Origin of the sequence: Francisella sp. SYW-9 (assembly GCF_008711465.1) — a bacterium.
GTDB lineage: Bacteria > Pseudomonadota > Gammaproteobacteria > Francisellales > Francisellaceae > Francisella.
Genome location: NZ_VXKQ01000010.1, coordinates 1 through 15,684, shown reverse-complemented (window position 1 = coordinate 15,684; position 15,684 = coordinate 1). Strand labels below are relative to the sequence as shown.

Sequence of the window (15,684 nt, the reverse complement as noted above, 5' to 3'; positions counted from 1 at the left end):
ACAGCTATGAAAAAAACTGCTTTATTGATTAGTTTAATTCTAATATCTTCATTAGGTTATACAAAGATTGTTGATACAACTATATGGAAAACTCAAGATGTTGAAAAAAACTATCTAACAAAATATTTTTGCAATAAGAAGCTTTCTAAAGAGGATTGCCAAAGAAATATACATAATGTCAAGAATTATGGTATCAATGTTGAATCTCTAGCTAATAAGAATATTAAAAATATTGAGTTAAATAAAGTAACTTATAGTACAACAAACTCTTTTCCAGCTACTGGCAAAATTAAGTCTGATGTCTCAGGACTATTAATGTTACCTAAAACAGAGCATCCAAAAGGAGTAGTCATATACTATCACCCAACTGTCTTTGATAATGCTGGAGTTCCTTCTAATTTAAGTAAAGAGAATAAAACAAGTTCGCTTTTTAATACAATTTACGCAGCTATTTATGCAGCTAATGGCTATATTGTCGTTGCTCCAGACTATATAGGACAAGGAGATGATTATAAAAACTTCCATCCATATGTTCTCTATCCAAGACAAACTGTAAATACTGCTGTTGATTTGTTAAATAATGTTAGTAAAGATATTCGCCAAAAATATAAGCTTTCTAAAAATAAACATTTAAACCTTTATTCTGTAGGATATTCAGAAGGTGGGGCTTATTCTATATGGAGCGCAAAATGCTTAGGCTGGCGAGGTAATTGTAAAGGTGTTAATAAGTTAAATAATTTATATATATATAGAGCTGCTGCAGGTCTAAGTGGTGCTTATGATATCAGTAAAACTACACTAAACTTTATGACTGATAATAATGATTCTGATAAATATGCTATACATAGCAAGCTAATCACAACTATTTTAAAGCCTGGACTAATGTCTAACACTTTTATGAGTTATTTACACTATGGAAATACCTCAAAAGATATTAGCTTGAAAGATTTCGATAATACCTTTTTTAATATGCAATGCTCAACTTTTTCTCAAGACAAGTGTAATCTTCAAGGTAAGCACTATACATTTGCTAATCTTTTTCTACAAAAACATATACCTAATACGGCTTTTGCTAATGCAATATTTAATAGTGCATTATATAAGAAATATCCTCATCAAAAATCTGCTTCGCACTATGGTATACCTACTGGTAACAACTCCATGTATGACTTATTTAACCAAAAAATATTTACAAATAAAGAGTTAATAAAGGCAATGAAACAAGCAGATATTATAAATCAAGGCAAAAAAACTAGAACTCCTATGTATTTATTTGCTCTTAAGGAAGACTCTGTTGTTACTCCTTTAAACTATGATAAATTTATGAAAAATGCTAATGCGATAGTAGATGGCTTTGTATTAGATAATGATAAAATTTTAACCAGTAGCATTGACTGGTTGCCAGTTAATCTTAATATAAATGAGATAGATCATGTAACTGGAGAAGTTTATGCTAATTTATTTGCGTATAATTATATAAATGATATGAATAGGGTTTACTCATAATATGATTAAAGAAATTACAGAAAGAACAGGCATCTTAGTTAATAATCGAGGTATAGAAAGGTTAGAAAGTGCTAACATTTTTATTGCTGGTTGTGGTGGAGTTGGATCATTTGTTGTAGAAGCACTAGCACGAGCAGGTGTTGGTAATTTAACAATCGTTGATATGGATGTTGTTGATCCATCAAATATTAACCGTCAACTTATAGCCTTACAAAGTACTATTGATATGCCTAAAGTTGAAATTATGAAAAAGCGCATAAAAGATATAAATCCAGAATGTAATGTTAATGCTTTAGAAACTTTTATAAATCCAGAAAATACTAATGAACTACTTACTCAAATTAAATACGATTATGTTATAGATGCTATAGATACACTAAATGCTAAAGTCAACTTAGTAAAAACTGCGCATGAATTAGGATTAAAAACTATATCAAGCATGGGAGCTGGAGGAAAAACTGACCCTACACAGATAAAAGTTGCCGATATTTATAAGACAGATGTTTGTGCATTAGCAAGAGCTATGCGTACTCGTCTTAAAAAGCAAAAAGTTAAAAAAGGTATAAAAGCAGTTTTCTCTACAGAAAAAGGTATTTCTCCCCTACCACCTAAAGATCCTGAACCAAACCAACAAGGTAGATCTAGAGCTACAAACGGTACTCTAAGTTATATGCCATCTTTATTTGGTCTAACTATAGCAGGGATTGTTATCAAATCAATTATAGGAGATGATTTTAATCATTAAATATTTTCATTATCCCTAGAAATGTATATCTATATAATTTACCCTTATATGTATTAGCAGTTGATTTAAATTTAATATGCAAAAAACTTTTAACTTTAAATACTTATTACTAATATTTTTGATCATTATAATCTCAAGCTGTTCTGAAAAGACAAAGATTGACGATAAAATGGGCCCTTGTGAAATATTAGCTCAGCACTCTAGTTGGAAAAAATCTTTAAAAATAGCTCAAGATAAATACAACCTACCCCCTGCATTTGCTATGGCGATTATATACCAAGAATCTAGATTTGATGCAAATGCTAAGAGTAAATACTCTTCAGCTTACGGTTATGCTCAAGCTGTTGATGGTACATGGGAACATTTCCAACAAGATGTTAACTCAAGTGCTAAACGTAATAACTTTAATGATAGTGTTCAATTTATAGGCTGGTACATGGCACAGTTATCAAAGAGCTTAAAAATAAGTATGACAGATAGCAAAAATTTATATATGGCATATATGCTTGGTGCAACTGGATTTAAACGTTATAAAGCTGGCACATTTAAAAATAAAGCAAAAATACAAGAAGATAAAAAAATAGCCGAAAAAGTTAGTAACTATACAAGAGTTTACCAATCGCAGTTTAAAAACTGTAAAATCTAAAATGTCATATGAAAAGGCAAAGCTTAATAATTGTTGTATTTAGTATACTCTTTATAAACATCACAGGTATTTTGGCTAAAGAGGGATCTTTATTAAGCAGGAATATTTGCCAAGTATTAAAGCATCATCCTAGTTGGAGGAATTCTTTAATAAAAGCTGATAAAAGATATAACATCTCACCAGCTTTTACATTAGCAGTTATACATCAAGAATCAAAATTTCATGCCAATGCAAAAAATAGACACTCTTCTGCATTTGGTTATGCTCAGGCAGTGGATGGTACATGGAGAATCTTTCAGAAGGACGTTGAGCCTTATGCTAAACGTAATGATTTCAATGATAGTGTTGAATTTATAGATTGGTATATGGCACAACTAGCTCATAAACTCCACATAAAAACCTCTAATAGCTTTGATCTATATTTAGCATATATGCTAGGAGAAGGGGGCTATAGAGACTATATGGATAATTCATATAAAAGCAGCTCCATGTTACATAGAGAAGCTATAGCTGCGAAAGTAAGACTAAAAAGTCAAGTTTATAGTCTAGAGCTTAAAGATTGTAAAATTTAAAATCTATACGCTAGAGTTGTCATAACTTTTGATTGTAATTTCATAACTACTTTAACAGGCTTTGGTAACTTTTTACCTCCAGCCTTTTCTGCCTCAATAGCATGTTCAGATTCATCTATATACATTTGTTTAAGTATCTCACGTGAGCGATTATCATTTACAGGCAAACTTTTCAAATGTGAGTCTAAATGTTTCATTACTTGTTTTTCTGTCTCAATAACAAATCCATAGCTTAAACTATCACTTATTGACCCTGCTGTAGCACCAATACCAAATGATGCCCAATACCAAAAAGGATTAAGTAAGCTAGGCTTAGCATCTAACTCTTGAAGCCTTTCGCCACACCATGCTAGATGATCATACTCTTCATCAGCTGCATGATATAAATGTTCTTTAGTTTCAGCTGATTTTGCTACACTAGCTTGCCCTCTATATAAACCTTGAGCACAAATCTCGCCAGTATAATCAACTCTCATTAAGCCAGCAGCATGCTTTTTTTCATCATTAGATAATTTACCATCTACTGTGTTACTACTTGGAGATTTCCTATTAGGGTTTAAAGGAGCTTTTGTAAATCTTGCATAACTATCAATCTCTTCAATAACTCTATCTAAAAAAGATAATTTTCTCATAATTTAAATTCCTAGTTTAATAAAACCCATATAGTGCATTTGCTGCAACTATTGCAAATAAAATATTAAGTATTAAAAATACCCAACCTACACTATAGCCTTCTTTTATAGAGAATATGGCATAAATTGCTAAAACAATTCCACATACAACCATAGGTTCATTTCTACCTAAAAGTATACCTAAAGATAAAGACACTAAACCGATAAATGCAAATACTCTTGGTATATTTAATTTATGCTTACTAAAATAATAAATACAAAATGCAACTACTAGAAATATAAAAACCCCTAAGTTATATATCTTTTGTACCTGCAAAAATACCATAATAGCGCTAATAAATGCTATAGCCTGTGAACCACTAAAAAATGGTTCTTTCTGTATAGCAGCTGAAATAAATAAAAAAAATGTTGCTACTAATACAATTATATTTTTTTCAGAAATATTTGTCTCAGTTAGGCCAAACATAAATATAATAAGACCTATAATACCTAAGTATAAGCCTATATTTTGAGTATATTTTTTTTGCATATATAAATAGATAAATTTATTTAAATACCATTATAAATATAAACTATAGTTGTTACAAAAGTTTTCATTGAATAACATGCAAATAATTATGTATAATTATAGTCATATTTCTTAGTATTCACTTTTTAGCATAAAAAAGGAGATTTTAATGGCTAGAAAAAAAATAGCACTAATCGGTGCTGGTCACATTGGTGGTACACTTGCTCATTTAGCACTTATCAAACAACTAGGCGATGTGGTTTTATTTGATATCGCTGAAGGCATGCCTCAAGGTAAAGCTCTTGATTTATTACAAACTTGTCCTATTGAAGGCGTTGATTTTAAAGTTAGAGGTACTAATGACTTCAGAGATCTTGAAAACTCGGATGTTGTAATTGTAACAGCTGGTGTTGCAAGAAAACCAGGTATGTCTCGTGATGATCTTTTAGGTATCAATATTAAAGTAATGCAATCTGTTGGTGAAGGCATCAAACACAACTGCCCTAACGCTTTTGTAATATGTATTACAAACCCTCTAGATATTATGGTTAACATGCTACAAAAATTCTCTGGTGTTCCAGATAATAAAATAGTAGGTATGGCAGGTGTTTTAGATTCAGCTAGATTTAGAACTTTCTTAGCTGATGAGTTAAATGTTTCTGTACAACAAGTTCAGGCTTATGTAATGGGCGGTCATGGTGATACTATGGTACCTCTTACTAAAATGTCTAATATAGCAGGTGTTTCACTAGAGCAGCTTGTAAAAGAAGGTTCATTAAAGCAAGAAAGATTAGATTCAATTGTTGCTAGAACTAGAAGTGGTGGTGGTGAAATTGTAGCTTTACTTAAGACTGGTTCAGCTTACTATGCTCCTGCAGCTGCTGGTATTCAAATGGCAGAAAGTTATCTTAAAGATAAAAAAATGATTCTACCATGTGCTGCTAAAGTTAAAGTTGGCATGTATGGTCTAGATGAAGATCTATTTGTAGGTGTACCTACTGAGATCTCTGCAAACGGTGTAAGACCTGTAGAAGTTGAGATTTCTGATAAAGAAAGAGAGCAATTACAGATATCTATCGATGCAGTTAAAGAACTAAATAAAGCTGCTGCTGAAATTTTAGCAAAATAAATTTTTTATTAAGGATCTAACTAATCCTTATACAATCTACATCTTAAAACTCATTCTACAAAGTCAAGAATAATATTTAACTATTTAGTATTTTAAAATCTTAAAAAATTGATAAAATTTTACATATAAATTCGAATGTATACCATATTAGTATACATTCTCAATATTAAAAATATATTAAAGTAGGTTTTACTATGTCTGACAAAAACTATCTTGGCATTAATATAAATGTATCCAAAGATCGTGAGCTTTCAGAGCAAGCTCAGCAGCTCCTTACAAACTACTATTGCTTGGAGAATGAACCATCTCCTCAATATGCTTTTGCTAGAGCTGCTGTAGCATACTCGTTTGGTGATACTAATTTAGCACAGCGCATATATGATGCTGCATCTAACGGTTGGTTTATGTTTGCATCGCCTGTACTTTCTAATGCCCCTTTACCAGGCGCAAAAGTTAAATCACTACCTATTAGCTGTTTCTTATCATATGTGCCAGACTCATTAGAAGGACTTATCGAACACTCTTCTGAATTAAGATGGTTATCTGTAAAAGGTGGTGGTGTTGGTGGACATTGGTCAAATGTTAGAGCAGTCTCAGATAAAGCTCCTGGACCAATACCATTTATGCATACAGTAGATGCTGATATGGTAGCTTATAGACAAGGAAAAACTCGTAAAGGATCTTATGCTGCTTATATGGATGTATCTCATCCAGATATCGTTGAATTTTTAGGGATTCGTGTACCTACTGGTGATGTTAATAGAAAATGTCTAAACCTTCATCATGCTGTAAACCTTACAGATGACTTTATGCAAGCAGTCGCTAATGATGAAGACTGGAAGCTTGTTGATCCTGATGATAGAACTGTTAGAGATGTAGTTAAAGCTCGTAAAATCTGGGAAACAATACTTGAAACTCGTTATCGTACAGGCGAACCATACCTAAACTTTATAGATACTGCAAATAGAGCATTACCAAAATCTCAGAAAGAACTTGGTTTGACTATTAAAGGTTCAAACCTATGTAATGAGATACATTTAGTTACAGATGAAAACCGTACAGCTGTATGTTGCTTATCATCTGTAAATCTAGAAAAATATGATGAATGGAAAGATACTACTCTTATTAAAGATTTAATTAGATTCCTAGATAATGTATTACAATTCTTTATTGATCATGCTGGTGATGAGATATCTAAAGCAAGATATAGCGCATCTCGTGAAAGAAGTCTTGGTCTTGGCGCTATGGGCTTTCACTCATACTTACAAAAACACCGCGTAGCTTTTGAATCTCAAAAAGCTAAAGAAATTAATGAAGATATATTTAAGAGAATAAAAGATCAAGCTGTTGAGGAAACACTAATTTTAGGTAAAGAAAAAGGTGAATCTCCTGATATGGCTGGTAGTGGTCGTAGAAATGCGCATTTATTAGCTATTGCACCAAATGCCAATAGCTCTCTAATTCTTAATACTTCTCCTAGTATTGAGCCTTGGAAGGCAAATGCCTTTACATCTAGAACAAGAGTTGGCTCACACCTAACAAAAAATAAATATTTAGAGCAAGAGCTTGAGAAAGTAGGTAGAAACAATGAAGAAGTTTGGTCTGACATTATTACAAATGGTGGTTCTGTACAACAACTAGACTTCTTAAATAAAGAAGTAAAAGATGTATTTAAAACAGCTATTGAAATGGATCAAGATTGGGTTGTACATTTAGGTGGAGAACGTCAAAGATACCTATGCCAAGGACAATCTTTGAATATTTTCTTCCCTGCTGGAGCATCTAGAGAATATTTACATAAAGTTCACTTTAATGCTTGGAAATATGGTTGTAAAGGCTTATATTACTTAAGAACAGAAACTTCTAATAGAGCAGAAAATATTTCTAAAAAAGTAGAAAAACAAAGACTTGTCGAGTTTTCTGAACTAAAACAGTCTGAAAATGAATGTATCGCTTGCGAAGGATAAATATGAAAGTACAAATATATAGTAGAAATGGTTGTCCTTTTTGTGTATGGGCAAAACAATGGTTTGACGATAATGATATAGCTTTTGATGAAATTGTAATGGATGATTATGCTCAACGTACTAAATTTTACGAAGAGATGAATCAAAGTGGTAAAGTCAACTACCCTATTTCAACAGTACCGCAAATATTTGTTGATGGTGAACATATTGGTGGCTTTACAGAATTAAAAGCTAATGCTAATAAAATCTTAAGTAAAATATAGGTAAAATATAGTGGAAGTAAAAATATACACAAAAACAAACTGCCCTTTTTGTGATCTTGCAAAAAGCTGGTTTGGTGCAAATGATATCCCTTTTACACAGATTACTCTTGATGATGATGAAAAAAGAGCTAAATTCTATGCTGAAGTAAATAAAAACATATTGCTTATTGAAGAGCATATTAGAACTGTACCACAAATATTTATAGGTGATGTACATATTGGCGGCTATGATAATCTTATGGCTAGAGCTGGTGAGGTTATAGCTAGAGTTAAAGGTTCATCGTTAACAACATTTTCAAAAACATATAAACCATTTAGCTATCCTTGGGCAGTTGATCTGACAGTTAAACATGAAAAAGCACACTGGATTGAAGATGAAATTGATCTTTCAGAAGATGTTACTGATTGGAAGAATGGTAAAATCACAAAAATTGAAAAAGAATATATAACAAATATTTTAAGATTATTTACACAATCTGATGTGGCAGTTGGTCAAAACTATTATGATCAATTTATCCCTGCATTTAAAAATAATGAAGTACGCAATATGCTAGGATCATTTGCAGCTCGTGAAGGTATTCATCAAAGAGCATATGCTCTACTAAATGATACTTTAGGGCTTCCTGATTCTGAATATCATGCTTTTTTAGAATATAAGGCGATGACAGATAAGATTGAATTTATGATGGATGCTGATCCATCGACTCGTCGTGGTTTAGGACTATGTTTAGCTAAAACAGTATTTAATGAAGGTGTAGCTCTATTTGCATCATTTGCAATGCTACTTAACTTCCAACGTTTTGGTAAAATGAAAGGGATGGGTAAAGTAGTTGAGTGGTCAATTCGTGATGAATCGATGCACGTAGAAGGTAATGCCGCATTATTTAGAATATATTGCCAAGAAAACCCATATATAGTAGATAATGAGTTTAAAAAAGAAATCTACCTAATGGCTACTCAAGCTGTAGAGCTTGAGGATAGATTTATTGATCTAGCTTATGAGATAGGAACTATTGAAGGTCTAAATGCTGATGAAGTAAAAAAATACATTCGCCATATTACTGATAGACGCTTAAATCAGTTAGGTTTAAATGAAATATATAATGTTGAGAAAAACCCTCTAACTTGGTTAGAATGGATATTAAATGGCGCAGACCATACAAACTTCTTTGAAAACCGTGTTACAGAATATGAAGTTGCTGGCTTAACTGGTAATTGGGATCAAGCATATCAATAACTAATCTTTTATTTACATTTATTTATCAAAATAAATTTATTGTTGATCAAAAAAATTAGAGACTATGTCAATTAGGTCTTCATTAACTTTCTGATATAGTTTTTTATCTTGCCAAATTAAGTAATGAAAGCCTAAACCACAAACATACATATCTAGTAATCGTAATAAACGATCCTTTTGTTCTTCTGAAAGTCGAGATTCAAAATAAATAGAAACTTGACTCATCCATTTGTCAAATGAGCTTTTTAATATTTCTCTAAACTTAGCTTGATATTTAGAGTTACTTTGACTATATCCAAAAAAGTAAAATATAATAGCAACTTCTTCCGGAGACTCCTCTAGTATAGAAACATTATATTTAATATAACTAGAAACAAAATCCCTAAAGTTTTTAAAATTTTGTGGAGATACAGCTTCTGTTTTTTCAATATATTTGTCCAAAACATATAAATATAAATCTTCGACTTGATGGAAATGATGGAAAAATCTGCCTTTACTAATCCCAGCTGTCTTGATAATTTTAGTAGAAGATACAGCATGCACCCCTTCTTCTCTAACGATTTGATAAACTGCTTCAAGTATTGTTTGCTTAGTTTTTTCACTTTTAGCTTGTTGAATATTCATTTTAAATAGCACTCTAGAACCTTAAATAATAACCTATCATAATACAAACCCTAAAGTTTGTGAAGAGTATTAATCACTATCTTTTAATTTTTCTACATTTTCTAAAGCTTCAAACCATTCTAACTCAGTTTCTTCTATTTTTTCTTTTAGTTTTGAATGCTCAACTAAAGTTTGCTGTAGTTTTGCTTTATCATCATATAAGCTTTGATCTTGTAAAGCCTCTTGCATTTGTAAATCTTGTTTTTGTAATTTATCTAATGTTTTTTCAAGTTTTTTAACTTTATCCTCTAGTGGCTTTAACTGTTTACGCTTATCTAGTGATAATTTTCTAGTTTGTTTTTTATGATTATTATTAGACTGCACAAATAAGTCTGGTAATTTATTTTCTGTTTTTTTGACCTCAAGAATATACTTATAATAATCCTTCATATCGCCATCAAAAGCTCTGACTTGCCCTTCACCAACTAGCATATATTCATCAACTGTTGACTCTAATAAAAATCTATCATGTGAAACTAAAATAATAGCTCCTTGGAAACTTTGTAGCGCTACAGTTAAGGCTTCACGCACACCAATATCTAAATGGTTTGTTGGTTCATCAAGTAAAAGAAAGTTTGGCTCTTGATAAACAATCATTGCTAAAGCTAAACGTGCTTTTTCTCCACCAGAGAAAGTTCCAGCTTTTGCTAAGGCTTTATCACCAACAAAATTAAAACTTCCTAAAAAAGTTCTAAGTTTTTCTTGTGTAACTTTAGAATCTAAACGTTGCATATGTAATAGTGGTGAAGCTTCAGAGTCAAGCATATCTAATGAATGTTGCGAGAAATACCCTACCCTAAGGTTTGGATGTTTTTCAATCTTTCCTGATAAAATATCAATCTCGCCAATTAGAGATTTAATCAAAGTTGATTTACCAGCACCATTTAAACCTAAAAGACCTATACGCATCTCATTATAGATATTTAGCTTTACATTATCTAAGATCTTTTTATCACCATAACCAAGATCAGCATTTTGTAGGCTAACTAAAGTGCCACCTAAATGCTCTTTGACTTGCTTAAATTCAAAACTAAAATCAGACTCAGTCTTAACTGCCTCAACTCGCTGTATTTTTTCAAGCATTTTAACACGACTTTGAGCCTGTTTTGCTTTAGATGCTTTGGCTTTAAACCTATCAACAAAGCTTTGTAAATGTGCAATATGTTTCTGCTGCTTTTCAAATTGTTTTTGTTGTAGAACTTGTTGCTCATAAGCTTGCTTTTCATATGATGAATAATTACCTGTATAAGTAGCTATACTCTTATTCTCAATGTGAAATATTTGCTTAACAACATTATCTAAGAAAATCCTATCATGTGAAATAAGTAATAAAGAACCCTTATATTCTTGTAAATATTCTTCAAGCCACAAAACTGCATCTAAATCTAAGTGATTTGTAGGTTCATCAAGTAGCAAGATATCTGACTCTTGTAATAAAGCTTGAGCTAAATTTAGACGAATCTGCCAACCACCTGAGAGCTCTTTTACTTTTTGTTGTAACTGACTAATACTAAAGCCTAAACCTGAAAGTAATTTACCCGCCTGTGACTCTATAGCATAACCTCCAAGAGACTCATACTCTTCATGATATTTTGAATAATCTACAAAATTTTCTGTTGCTAATGATTCTTGCATCTTTATTTTTAGCTGTTTTAAAGATTCTATACCATTAATTACATAATCAATTACTTTGGCTTCAAAATCATCGACTTCTTGTTTAACGGTAACTATACGAGTATTTTTCGCAATCTCAATATCACCTTTATCAGGAGTCAAGTTACCCTGTATTAAGTTAAAAAGCGTAGTTTTACCAGTACCATTTTTACCTACTAAACCTATCTTTTGGTTTGGGAAAATCGAAAAGTTAACACTATCAAAGAGCTCTTTTATCTCAACTTGATAAGATACATTTTTAAAGAAAATCATTAGTTTTTAATATAAATATTTAATTACATAAATTATATACACTAAGTATATATATAAAAGGAGTTTATTAAAGATTAGTTAGCGATTTAACTTATTTAGAAATAGTAAATAAATAAAACAAATAATATAAGCGACTATTGTACCTAAATTAATGCCTATTATTGGGTATAGCCAGAAAATTAATAGATCATATATCACTAAAGTGGATACTCCATATGAGAAGTGTTTAAGTACATTTGGATAAATTTGATCACCATAGCTAAAGATTAATACCGTAATTACTGAAGCTAACATAACAGGGAAAGATGAAAATATTCCAGCCCACTGATGTCCCACATATCCAGATACACCAGTTATTAATAGAACTACAGCTGAGACAAAAATAATTCTAAATATAATTATAATGATTCCATTAATTGGTTTTGAAATACTCTTTTTAGTGATGTTTACATTCTTTGGTATTTGAGAAAAGAAAATAATACTAGCGATCATAGAAAATATAAATATTACAAAACCTAATAATAAACTTAGATCTAGTAAAGTTACTAAATAACCGCTAATAAAATAAACAATCAACGCAATTATTAACGCACTAGCAGTATTTAAGGAACGACTCTTTATAAAGAGTTTACCTCCAAGATAAAATGCTATTGTAAATAACAGCATGTTAGCAAACCCAGCGATTGCATAAGGCATAGAACTAACTAAAAACTCAATGCCATTTTGTTTAGCATTAAAATAAGTGAATATACCTACACTTAAAGGTAAACCAGAAAATAAACCACCTAATCGAGGACTTTTCTCTGAAATATATATAAGCCCCAATACCATTGATACAGATAGTATTAGCTTAATAATTATTAACATCATATTTGATGTTCTCCTTTAGTATTTTTTAAGTCAAATTGATAGTTAAAAAACTATTTATAATTAATCCAAAAGAAAATTTAGCTTACAATTCTACAATCGGTTGCTGAGCAGAGTCGAAGTATGATCGTAGAATCTAATTTTAAAACTTAGAATTATATTGTACGCTATATTTTATTTAGTCATATATGTTTTTGTAAGTTTACATTATTCAAAGTTTATAAAAAGTAACTTCTCAGCGCTCATGATATAATCATTAGCATTAAACTAGTATTTAATAGTTCAGAAAATGGCAGATATAGTAATTGTATTATTTAATGACTTTGAGACTTTAGATGTTTTTGGTCCCGTAGAAGTCTTAGGAAGTTTTAAAGAACATTTTAAGCTTGATTATTACTCTCTAGAAGGTGGAAATATTACTAGCAGTCAAAATGTCTCGATAGCTACTAAAAAGCTTAGTCAAATAAGATCAAAAGACTATATATTATTTATACCTGGAGGTATAGGTACTCGCCAACTAGTATATGATAAAAAGCTAATACTAGAACTAACCAAGTTAGCAGCTAATGCTAAATATATACTTACAGTTTGTACGGGATCTTCTTTATTTTCACAAACAAATCGACTAGATAATAAAAAAGCTACCTCAAATAAGAAAGCTCTAAACTGGACAAAATCTATAGCTCCAAAGGTAGAATGGATTGATAAAGCTAGATGGGTAAAAGATGGTAATATTTACTCAAGCTCAGGAGTTAGTGCCGGTATAGATATGAGTTTAGGATTTATTGCAGATTTATTAGGTTATAATGTTGCTAAGCAAAAAAGTATCGAGATAGAATACTTTTGGCAAGAAGATGCAACTATAGATGAATTTGCAGATATTTATAAGTAATCGTCATGGAAAAGACAAGAAAAATCATACACTTTGATATGGACTACTTCTTTGCTCAGGTGGAGGAAAAAGCAAATCCAAGCTTAAAAGATAAACCCTTTGCAGTTGGCGGTACAAATCCTAAGCGAGGTGTAATCTCCACGTGTAACTATATCGCGCGTGAATATGGTGTCCATTCTGCAATGCCCACATCTATTGCACTACAAAAATGTCCTAACCTAATACTTCTAAATACAGATTTTGCCAAATATAAAGCCGCTTCTAGTATTATTAGAGAGATATTTCACTCTTTTACAGATAAAGTCGAGCCTCTATCTCTTGATGAAGCATATCTAGATGTCACAGATGTACAAGAATATAAAAATAGTGCAACTCTAATTGCTCAAGCTATAAAGCAACAAATATTTAATAAAACTGGTCTAACTGGCTCAGCTGGTGTGGCTCCAAATAAGCTCTTGGCAAAGATAGCTAGCGATATAAATAAACCAAACGGACTATATGTCATAACTCCTGAACAAGTTGATAACTTTATAAAAGATTTACCAGTTAAAAAGCTCTTTGGTGTTGGTAAAGTATCTCAAGAAAAGCTAAAAAGCATGGGGGTTGAGACATGCTTACAGTTACAGCACATTAGTCTAAATACGCTTCTAGATAAATTTGGTAAATTTGGCGCTAGTTTATATAACTATGCTAGAGGTATTGATAACCGAGAAGTTAACCCTATCCGTATTCGCAAATCTGTAAGTGTTGAAAATACATATCTAGACGACTTAAAGACTTTAGAAGCTTGTCTAGAAAAATTGCCTAGTTTATATGATAAGCTAACTAGCAGAATGTCAGAAGAGCATTATAAAAGTATCGTAGGTATATTTGTAAAATTTACTGATACCAGGTTTAATAAAACTAGTATGGCTAGAGTTGCTAAAACTCTAGATAAAGAAGCTCTTAAAAATCTAATAATTGAGTTACATAAGAAACAAAACTATCCCATTCGTTTAATGGGTATTGGTATACGCCTTGGAGAAGTTGATGATAGGCAGATGGAGTTATTTTAATATTGCTATGTTAAAAAACCTTAATATAGTTTATAAGAAATCTAAACTATATTGTTTATCATGCAAAATAAAATCTATATGAGGCGAATCGATACCATAACCAATACCTAAATGAAATCCATCTACACCTTCGTTCATGGGCGAGTTTACATCCCAATTAATATTACCTAGATATTTATTAACGCCCATTGCAACTTCAACTACATTTCCCCACTTTGAAAGTGGATAGTTACTAAATAAGCTATAACTCATATTATTTACTTTAATATCTATAACTACATTATCTTTAATATGTAAATAATTATTTTGTTTACTGCTTTTTAACTTAGATTTTAACTCTAGCAATGAAGGTTCAAAAATTTCCCTAACTTGATCATTCCTACAAACATATGTTATATTTTGAAACGGGAAAACTCCATTTAAGTTATAATTAGCTTTAAAATCACCAAAACTAACAAAGCTTGCCTCAAAAAGTTCAGGAACTGTATATTTTATCCCTTTTTTTAATGATATATCTTTTGATGTAAGATAGAGCTCGCCTTTAATATCAATATTAAGTATAGAATTGTTATATTTTAAAGAGAACTCCTTACTTGAGTCTATCAACGAAAAATATTTTCCTCTTTCAATTAAACTTGCATCAATATTTGTATTCAAAAGCTTATTAAAACTGTATTTTAAACACTCAATTGATTTATCAAATTTTAGTAGAGATAGCACTAATACATAACTATTAATTTCTTTATTTAAGAAATATTTAAATGCTTCAAAGGTAGTAGCTATAAACAATACTTCACTACTTTTTTCACCATTAAAAAGTTTATAATCAACAACTCTATATCCTTGATTCGAAAAATAGATAAAACTATATTCGCAATCTGTGACAATGGTAGTCTGTTTATTTTTCAAATTAATAAAATATTCTTTAAAGCTTAACATCTTTAATTATCCTATGTGAAATTATTATATAAATGATATGAAATAATATTTAGAAGTAGTAAAATTTATTTACCAATAAGTCTGTAGATTTGTTAGCCTTTCTTCTTCTGAAATAATTGTATTTTGAATAGTCATAT

At 30.8% G+C, this 15,684-nt stretch carries 16 protein-coding genes; 10 read left to right on the top strand and 6 right to left on the bottom strand.

Annotated elements, in window-relative coordinates; genetic code table 11:
- The first annotated feature begins 6 nt into the window (after positions 1–6).
- From F3D62_RS06055 to F3D62_RS06040, 4 genes are all read left to right on the top strand, one after another.
- Positions 7–1,506 carry a lysophospholipase gene (locus tag F3D62_RS06055; RefSeq protein WP_150467356.1) on the top strand — a complete coding sequence of 500 codons (1,500 nt, stop codon included), beginning with the start codon at positions 7–9 and terminating at the stop codon, positions 1,504–1,506.
- 1 nt (position 1,507) lies between these two features.
- Entirely contained in the window at positions 1,508–2,251 is a 744-nt protein-coding gene (locus F3D62_RS06050; protein ID WP_150467355.1) for a ThiF family adenylyltransferase, read from the top strand.
- 76 nt (positions 2,252–2,327) lie between these two features.
- Entirely contained in the window at positions 2,328–2,897 is a 570-nt protein-coding gene (locus F3D62_RS06045; RefSeq protein ID WP_150467354.1) for a transglycosylase SLT domain-containing protein, read from the top strand.
- 8 nt (positions 2,898–2,905) lie between these two features.
- Entirely contained in the window at positions 2,906–3,469 is a 564-nt protein-coding gene (locus F3D62_RS06040; RefSeq protein ID WP_150467353.1) for a transglycosylase SLT domain-containing protein, read from the top strand.
- Here the strand turns inward: F3D62_RS06040 and coq7 are convergent.
- Together coq7 and F3D62_RS06030 are read right to left on the bottom strand one after the other, a co-directional pair.
- Positions 3,466–4,101 (bottom strand): 2-polyprenyl-3-methyl-6-methoxy-1,4-benzoquinone monooxygenase, encoded by a 636-nt coding sequence (gene coq7 / locus F3D62_RS06035; RefSeq protein ID WP_150467352.1) that lies wholly within the window; start codon positions 4,099–4,101, stop codon positions 3,466–3,468. The genes F3D62_RS06040 and coq7 overlap by 4 nt on opposite strands.
- 16 nt (positions 4,102–4,117) lie before the next feature.
- Positions 4,118–4,630 carry an MFS transporter gene (locus F3D62_RS06030; RefSeq protein ID WP_150467351.1) on the bottom strand — a complete coding sequence of 171 codons (513 nt, stop codon included), beginning with the start codon at positions 4,628–4,630 and terminating at the stop codon, positions 4,118–4,120.
- A gap of 148 nt (positions 4,631–4,778) precedes the next feature.
- Between F3D62_RS06030 and mdh the strand changes: the two genes are divergently transcribed.
- The 4 genes from mdh to F3D62_RS06010 all read left to right on the top strand — a co-directional run bounded on the left by mdh (position 4,779) and on the right by F3D62_RS06010 (position 9,205).
- Positions 4,779–5,738, top strand: a complete 960-nt coding sequence (mdh, locus tag F3D62_RS06025) for a malate dehydrogenase (protein ID WP_150467350.1) — start codon at positions 4,779–4,781, stop codon at positions 5,736–5,738.
- A gap of 194 nt (positions 5,739–5,932) precedes the next feature.
- Complete coding sequence (locus tag F3D62_RS06020; RefSeq protein ID WP_150467349.1) at positions 5,933–7,705, top strand: ribonucleoside-diphosphate reductase subunit alpha; 1,773 nt, start codon at positions 5,933–5,935, stop codon at positions 7,703–7,705.
- Between the two features lie 2 nt (positions 7,706–7,707).
- On the top strand, positions 7,708–7,968 hold the full coding sequence (locus F3D62_RS06015) for a glutaredoxin domain-containing protein (RefSeq protein ID WP_150467348.1): 261 nt from the start codon (positions 7,708–7,710) through the stop codon (positions 7,966–7,968).
- A 7-nt stretch (positions 7,969–7,975) separates the two neighbouring features.
- Positions 7,976–9,205: a ribonucleotide-diphosphate reductase subunit beta gene (locus F3D62_RS06010; RefSeq protein WP_150467347.1), complete on the top strand. Its 1,230-nt coding sequence runs from the start codon at positions 7,976–7,978 to the stop codon at positions 9,203–9,205.
- 36 nt (positions 9,206–9,241) lie between these two features.
- On the opposite strand, the gene F3D62_RS06005 is transcribed toward F3D62_RS06010, so the two are convergent.
- The 3 genes from F3D62_RS06005 to F3D62_RS05995 all read right to left on the bottom strand — a co-directional run bounded on the left by F3D62_RS06005 (position 9,242) and on the right by F3D62_RS05995 (position 12,664).
- Entirely contained in the window at positions 9,242–9,829 is a 588-nt protein-coding gene (locus F3D62_RS06005; protein WP_150467346.1) for a TetR/AcrR family transcriptional regulator, read from the bottom strand.
- Between the two features lie 69 nt (positions 9,830–9,898).
- The gene (locus tag F3D62_RS06000) at positions 9,899–11,794 is read right to left on the bottom strand and encodes an ABC-F family ATP-binding cassette domain-containing protein (protein WP_150467345.1); all 1,896 of its coding nucleotides are present in this window, start codon (positions 11,792–11,794) and stop codon (positions 9,899–9,901) included.
- A gap of 78 nt (positions 11,795–11,872) precedes the next feature.
- Positions 11,873–12,664: an MFS transporter gene (locus tag F3D62_RS05995; RefSeq protein WP_150467344.1), complete on the bottom strand. Its 792-nt coding sequence runs from the start codon at positions 12,662–12,664 to the stop codon at positions 11,873–11,875.
- Between the two features lie 286 nt (positions 12,665–12,950).
- Here F3D62_RS05995 and F3D62_RS05990 point away from each other — a divergent pair, with 286 nt between their 5' ends.
- Positions 12,951–13,553 (top strand): DJ-1/PfpI family protein, encoded by a 603-nt coding sequence (locus F3D62_RS05990; protein WP_150467343.1) that lies wholly within the window; start codon positions 12,951–12,953, stop codon positions 13,551–13,553.
- A gap of 5 nt (positions 13,554–13,558) precedes the next feature.
- A complete protein-coding gene (gene dinB / locus F3D62_RS05985) occupies positions 13,559–14,608 on the top strand; it encodes a DNA polymerase IV (RefSeq protein WP_150467342.1) in 1,050 nt (349 codons plus the stop codon).
- Positions 14,609–14,638: 30 nt separating this feature from the next.
- Here the strand turns inward: dinB and F3D62_RS05980 are convergent, their stop codons facing one another.
- Positions 14,639–15,547 (bottom strand): hypothetical protein, encoded by a 909-nt coding sequence (locus F3D62_RS05980; RefSeq protein ID WP_150467341.1) that lies wholly within the window; start codon positions 15,545–15,547, stop codon positions 14,639–14,641.
- Positions 15,548–15,684: the final 137 nt, after the last annotated feature.